2 protein-coding genes are annotated in these 6,475 nt (G+C 58.9%); one reads left to right on the top strand and one right to left on the bottom strand.

Annotation, left to right across the window (positions count from 1 at the left end; genetic code table 11):
* Window positions 1-1,779 (top strand): sulfatase-like hydrolase/transferase (locus HKN37_08785; GenBank protein ID NNE46742.1); only part of this gene is annotated, 1,779 nt, incomplete at its 5' end.
* Between the two features lie 12 nt (window positions 1,780-1,791).
* Here HKN37_08785 and HKN37_08780 read toward each other — a convergent pair.
* A partial coding sequence (locus tag HKN37_08780) for a hypothetical protein (GenBank protein ID NNE46741.1) occupies window positions 1,792-6,475 on the bottom strand: 4,684 nt, incomplete at its 5' end.

Raw genomic sequence — 6,475 nt, 5'->3', positions numbered from 1 at the left:
GCCTTTGGGGGATTCAAAGGGATCCTTGGCAAGGGAATGGCCATCTTCTCCTGGGACATTTTCTTGTTGGCGCTGTTCGTCCTCGCAAGTCAGCCATTAATGATGGTACAGGGCAAGCCGTGGCGCTTCCTGTGCAGGATGATTGTGTTCGCGACCTGCTGGATACTGATGATGGTCGCACTGGCAGACCTCGGCTACTTCATCACGACTGGCACCAATGCGAATTGGCCCCTGCTGCAGTTCGTCCTGCGAAACCCGGGTCTGGCGCTGCCAGCAATTACGGGTGGCCTGTCGGCCCTTCAGATGCTGCTGCTCGCGATGCCGCTCATCCTCGTAATTGCTGCCATTGTCACTTCGGCTTTGACGGATTCACAGCATTCTTTCAGCGCGAGTCATTCGGAACGGCAATACCCGGTCCCTCTTGGCGTCGCGTTGATCGCGCTAATCTGTGCCCTGCTTATTCCCGATCGCGTTGCGACAGACATCAGTCGCCCGTTCGTTCACAATCCCGTCATTGAGATTGTACGTGAGATCATTCGCAAGCCAGTCTGGAATCGCGGTGACGTCATGCCGGACCCGTCGGCGGTGTCGCTAACTGACTACCCGCCTGGGACATCGCTGAAAGCCGGTCGCGCTGCCCGACCAAACATTGTGCTGATCATCGTGGAGTCGGGACGTGCTTCGGCGATGCCTCCATTTGGCGACGTGCGTGGCGTGATGCCGTTTGTCGAGCGACTCTCCGACCGGTCCCTTGTCGTGGAGCGCATGTATCCGACAACACCGTGTACATCTGAGTCGCTCATCAGTCTGTTCTACGGCGTTGCGCCGCCCATCACCGCGCGGCTGTTGTATTCGGAAATACGAAGACCTTCGTGGCCGGGGATGATGAGCGGACTGGGCTACAGGAGCGCGTTCTTCTCGGCGGTCGATTTCGTCGAATCACGGGGTGAACGCGAGATGGTCGGAAATATGGGCTTCGATCGTGTAATGGATGGTCGGGATCTGTCGGCAGGTCGAGCCGCTAGCCTGAACTACTCAGGGGCGGCCGATGAAGTGTTCGTTTCTCCGAGTCTCGACTGGATCGACGCCGTCCGGCAGGAGGGGGCACCCTTCCTTGTTGCGTATCACACCAATGCATCGCACCATCCGTACGTGCTGCCCGCTTCTATTGATCTCTACTCCGATTTTGATGAGAACGAAAGCTACAACCGGTATCTCAACGCCCTTCGATACACCGATTCAGTGATCGAGACCTTGTTTGGAGAGTTCGAGACGCGAGGCCTGACCGGAGAGACTGTTTTTGCGATCGTCGGGGATCACGGTGAACTGTTCGGAGAGCATGGCGCCACCTTTCCTCATTGCCACTTTCTCTGGGAGGACGCAATCAGGGTGCCGTTCATCCTGTACGCACCCGGGTCGAGAGCGAAGCGAAGTGTGGTGAGGGGCCCGCTTCAACTCATCGATGTCTTCCCGACCATTCTGGATCTGATGGGAGTCACCGTTTCAGGTGAAGCAACGCCGGGGCTGTCGGCGGCTAGAGGCCAGAGAAGGACGACGGTGATGCTGAGTGCCTCGGCGAATCAGTCCATGGCACTGTTGCGAGACTCGCTCAAGTACTTGTACTTCTTTCGGCGTCAGGAAATGAAGGTGTTCAACGTGGTGTCGGACCCGAAAGAAACGGTCGACCTGGCGGGCAAGATCGATGATCAACAGCACGACCGGATAGAGGCAGAGTTATTCCGCTGGCGGGGCGCCGTCAATGCCTCCTACGGTCTCTAGGATCGGACGGATCTATCGAATCACGACCAGTTTCTCGACCGGCGCGGAGGCCGTTCGACAGGAGCGATCTCCCGCGCAGCCTTCGCCCGAATGAATCGATTCGTCCTGTGCTGACGCAAATACCCTGTAGAGGTATACGCCCGTCGCGACCAGATCGCCATCCTCGTCCCGGCCGTCCCATCGGATCTTGTTCCATCCGACCTTCAGTGCTCCCGACTCCAGTGTGGACGGATCTTCAATCAAGTCAAACTCGCGCACGAGCTGCCCATTTATGGTATAGATCCTCAGCCTGAAGTCGTCGATAGAGAACGCGTCAGCGCCGAGGAGTCGAAACGCGAAGACCGTTGACGAACTCATCGGATTCGGATACGGGTACACGCGCTCCACTTCGACGAAGGTCTGCGTACGGAAATGCACCTGGTAGGGATTGTCGGACGCCGGATTGCCTGTCGCGTCGAACGCCTCGACGATGATCGTATGAGTCGTGTCGGAGGCCGGTAGATCTGGCGAGAACCGTATTGTAGCGCGGTCGGACTGGCGCTTGCCCGGTCCGAAGGAGAGATCAGCTGCGGGGATCTCCTTGCCGTCCAGATACACGCGCACAATGGTCGTGTCGCCCTGCAAGGAGAGGAACTCATTCTCGTCGTTAACGAAGATCTCGACCGTCGGAGCCAGCGCAACAAACGGAAGTGCCGGATCCTGCAGATTCACAACGGGGTCTGGATCCGGGGGAAACACGTCCCCGTCGATAAGAACTTCCACGGTCGGTGCCTGTGTGTCGCGCTGAACATGGAAAGGCCACACGAGAACGTTGTTGAAGAGGATGGGCTCAACATATCCCGGTTGGCTCAGCCTGACCTCAAGGTTGTTGTCGCCCACAAGGCCGCGAGTGTCGACGACCAGGGCGGCAGCAGATGCCTCTCGACCCGTCAAAGCAGAAAGCGTATCCGTTCCCAGGTGCAGTCTCTGGTTAGACGCTGTCGTCAGGAAGTAGTCGACATGTGTGGATAGTGCAGCGAGATCGGAAAGATTCTCGACAGCCGACGAGACGTCGATCGTTTGTCCTTCACGTACGGTGTCTGGGGCGATTGATGACATGAGGGGATCGAGAGCGAGCTCCGCCACCGGGGTGTACTCGACGTGCCACTGCTGCAGCTGCGGAGTACCCGTGTTCGTGGAGTCGAGAAAATTTCCTCGAAGTGCCAGGTATGGATGGTCGGTGGGATCAATAGAGGCAAGATCCACATCGTCACTCGGCTCAATGCCGGCAAAGAGAACCTGATCGCTGTTCACAGAAACAATGTCTAGCGTAACCCGCGACGAAGGACTCATGGATTCTCGATCCCAGCCAAAAGACTTCCACTCCTGAGCCGGACCGATTGCTGGCGTGGCCGTTGCTCCGCGGCCGAAGGTAAACTGCAGTACTGTATCCCGGACGATCTCATTGACGCTGACAGGTGGGACCCATTCTCTGGTCTCTGCCGGAAAACCCTTGCGCGAGAACATGATCCAGACGTCTCGATACGTCAGCGTGTCGATAGCGACGCTGTGCAGATCGCGGAATATGGTCTTGATGCTGTCCGGGATTTCCACCAGCCCGGTCTTGTTGCCCAGGTGCCGAGTCCGAACAAATACATGATCGCCGTCGACGATACGTGACGCCTGTGCAGCGAGTGTATCGTAGGCAGCGATGTCGTCGAAGAAGTCATTCGGGTAGGTTGCGGCTGAGGTGTGGCTCTTGAGCGCTCCCGTCTTACCATCAATAACGAGAAGTCCGAAACCGAGTGTCAGCCGTTCGATTCGCTGACCGGAGACGACGAACTGGCCCTGCCAGATACCGCTGCCTCGTTCGGCGGCGGCGCTTACCTCGCGATCAAACTCGCGCAGTGACCATCCGGCCGTCGTCCAGTCAAGGTACCCGTCCGTCTCGTTCTCATCGAATAACAGGGATCTCTGCATCCAGCCGTTCTTGCCCAGGCCGGTATCGATGGTGAACGAACCGCTCTGCCACGACGAACTACCGTCGTCGATGCGTGCTCGCCAGAAATAGGTACTATCGTCACGGAGCCCCGCCGGCTGCCACTCCGCCACCAGGCCGGCGGCGCCGGTGCTGAACGTCTGAAGCCCTGGAGACGAAAACGCTACGTCCGTGTCCAGCTCGAAGACGATGGGGATGGTGCCCGGCTCGCGACGCGACGCCGTGACGCGGAGGGTTGGAGCCACCGTGTCTACCAGTCCCAGGGGAGGCGGTGCGATGATGGACAAGCCGGTGGCGAACACATTAACGGATCGGTCGGCACCGTTGTTCAGTTCGTCAACTTCTTCAAATCGGTTATCCGAATCGACATCGACCGAAATCGTGTGTTCGCCTACATCTTCGTCGTTAATGCTGAACTGCACTATCTGATCTGAGGTCAGGCCGAACGATGGAACGAGCAATTGCTGCACGTCTGTACTCTGGTCTGGTCTGCGGCGCGATGTTCGTACGACCACGCTGTCGGCTGGTGCGAGCCCCAGGTTTTCCAGACGAACAGTGACTGTCAGGTTCGAGTCGGCGGGAATTGGAGTCAACGGCCGGATCGATATCTGCTCAGGCTGCATTCGAAAGTCAGGCTGGACAGGGATCGCCAGCCGCGTCGCGGGATCACCAATGAGTCCATACTGAAGCAGGTGTTTCACCGAAAGGGGATCGGTGAAACGGTCGGCAAAGCGGCCCTTGGCAACACGCAGTATCTCCCCCATCAATCGCAGCGAGTCTACGAAGACGCTGGTGTGGATTTCATCGCTCAGCGCAGCCGACGCACCGATCGTACCGCTCGATGACGCTCCCCAGTGCACAATTCCGCCATTCAGGTTGTCCAGAATCAGTTGCTCACTGAAAGAGCGCAAATCACTTTCGGAGCCGTTTCCGGAGGCGAAGTCTCCGGTAAAGCAACCAAGCGAGAGTATCACGGGGAGCTTGCCGGCGTTGCCGAACGTAGCCGGCGGATCGGTGACGATCTCCCATGTCTGCGCGGCCGAGTGCCCGAAATAGGTCAACCAGGAGAGGCCGTTCTGCAGAGCCAGTTGAAGCGAGTCCTTGAATGTGGGATCGAGTGCGTCCGAGGACGTCTTGAAGAAATGCAGCGTGTCGAGTGCCGTCGGATGATTAGCGGCTCGAGTGCTCCAGCTGATCGCATGGCTCTGGAGTATGCGCCGTTCCACTTCGCTCACGCCGCCAACGAGATACGCTGAGTTTTTCTGCCATCGGTCGACAGGCCGCGATTCATAGTCTGAGATCTTGTCGACGAAGAGCAGCCCGTCGGCGTTGGAACGGTTCGGAATACGGCCGATAGCCACCGACTCTCTCCAGTCGACCAGACTCTCGTTCTGCATGGCATACCACCCATCTGACACCGTCTGGCCAAATGACGGGACCTCCCACGGCTGGCGTGCCCGCCCCTTGCTCGGGTACAATGCATCGCCCCACAGGACGACAAACCGTGGCGGACGGGACCAGGAATAGGTGGCGCGCACGAATCGTCGAATCGCTGCCGGAGTCGGCCTTCCGTAATCGAACTGATCGTATATGTCCTCGAGCGAAACCTCCGCCACTTCATAGCCCGAGCCCGCCACAGAACGACGGTAGTCGGCCAGTGCGGTTGCCGATGCAGCAAGTGCATCGGGGCGGATGATGACGTAGTCGGCGGAGTTCGACGCATCAGCCAGGTTGCTGGGGCGATCGGCGATGATACGTGCGCTGAGATAGGCACCGGTCCCGGATATCCAGAACGAGCTCGAAGCCGACGATTGAGCCCGAACGGTGGCTTGTCCGGCCAGCACAGGTGCCGCGATCGCCTCGAGTGTTGTCGTGTTGAGAGCCAGGACAGAGTCCGAGGTGAAGCCTGCAAGACCTAACGCGTAGTCTCCTGAACTCTCTACGTGGGCCTGGACCTGGCCCGCTCGGGCGTTCAGGTTTCGGACGTAAGACACCTCGATCCAGTCGAGAAACCAGTTGTTTGGTATGGCGGACCCGAAATCGTTTCGCGAGCGCAGTCGAACGCGAAGGTTACCGTCCGGGGGTATCTGGTTTTGCGGAATGTTTGCTTCCAGCGTGACGAGGCCCAGACCGGTCCAGTCCATCGTATCGACGGGGACGAACGCAGATGATGCTCCGTCGTAGAGTCGAAGCTGCATCACCACATGATGCCGTGACGTCGTTTCGCTGTTCAGACGCACCCTGACGAACGCCGTGTCGGCGGTCGATGACGGCGCCGACGAGAGTTGCACATCGTCCGTCCGTTCACGATCGCCCTGGTTCGTGTTGTGCGCTACGCGGGCCCAGTAGTACCCCTCCCTGTCAGTGTACAGCGGGTTTCCGCGGCTCGCGCTGTCGCCGGGGTAGTAGGTGTTGTCGGACTCCAGGTGCAGTGTGTCGCGGGTCGTCCCCAGCGCCACCGTGCCGGCAGAGGGTGGCACCCTCTCCATGCGGCTTCCCGGGTTGCCGCCCCATGTCAACCAGTAGGTTGTTGTGTCGCTGAAGAGACTGTTATACGTGCTGCTTCTTCGAGATGGATCGCTATCGTACAGGTAGTCTTCCGCCGCTCCGGTGTTGCGGCGTCCGACGAATGCGAGATAGTCGGACGCGGTCATCGACGTCGGGTTGGCCCCGGAATAGAACAGAGGGATTTCCCGGCCGCTCTCGATGATCCGGAAG

It is taken from the genome of Rhodothermales bacterium, from assembly GCA_013002345.1.
Lineage (GTDB): Bacteria > Bacteroidota > Rhodothermia > Rhodothermales > JABDKH01 > JABDKH01.
Note: the sequence above shows the minus strand (reverse complement) of the source record. Positions and strands in the feature narration are given on the sequence as shown.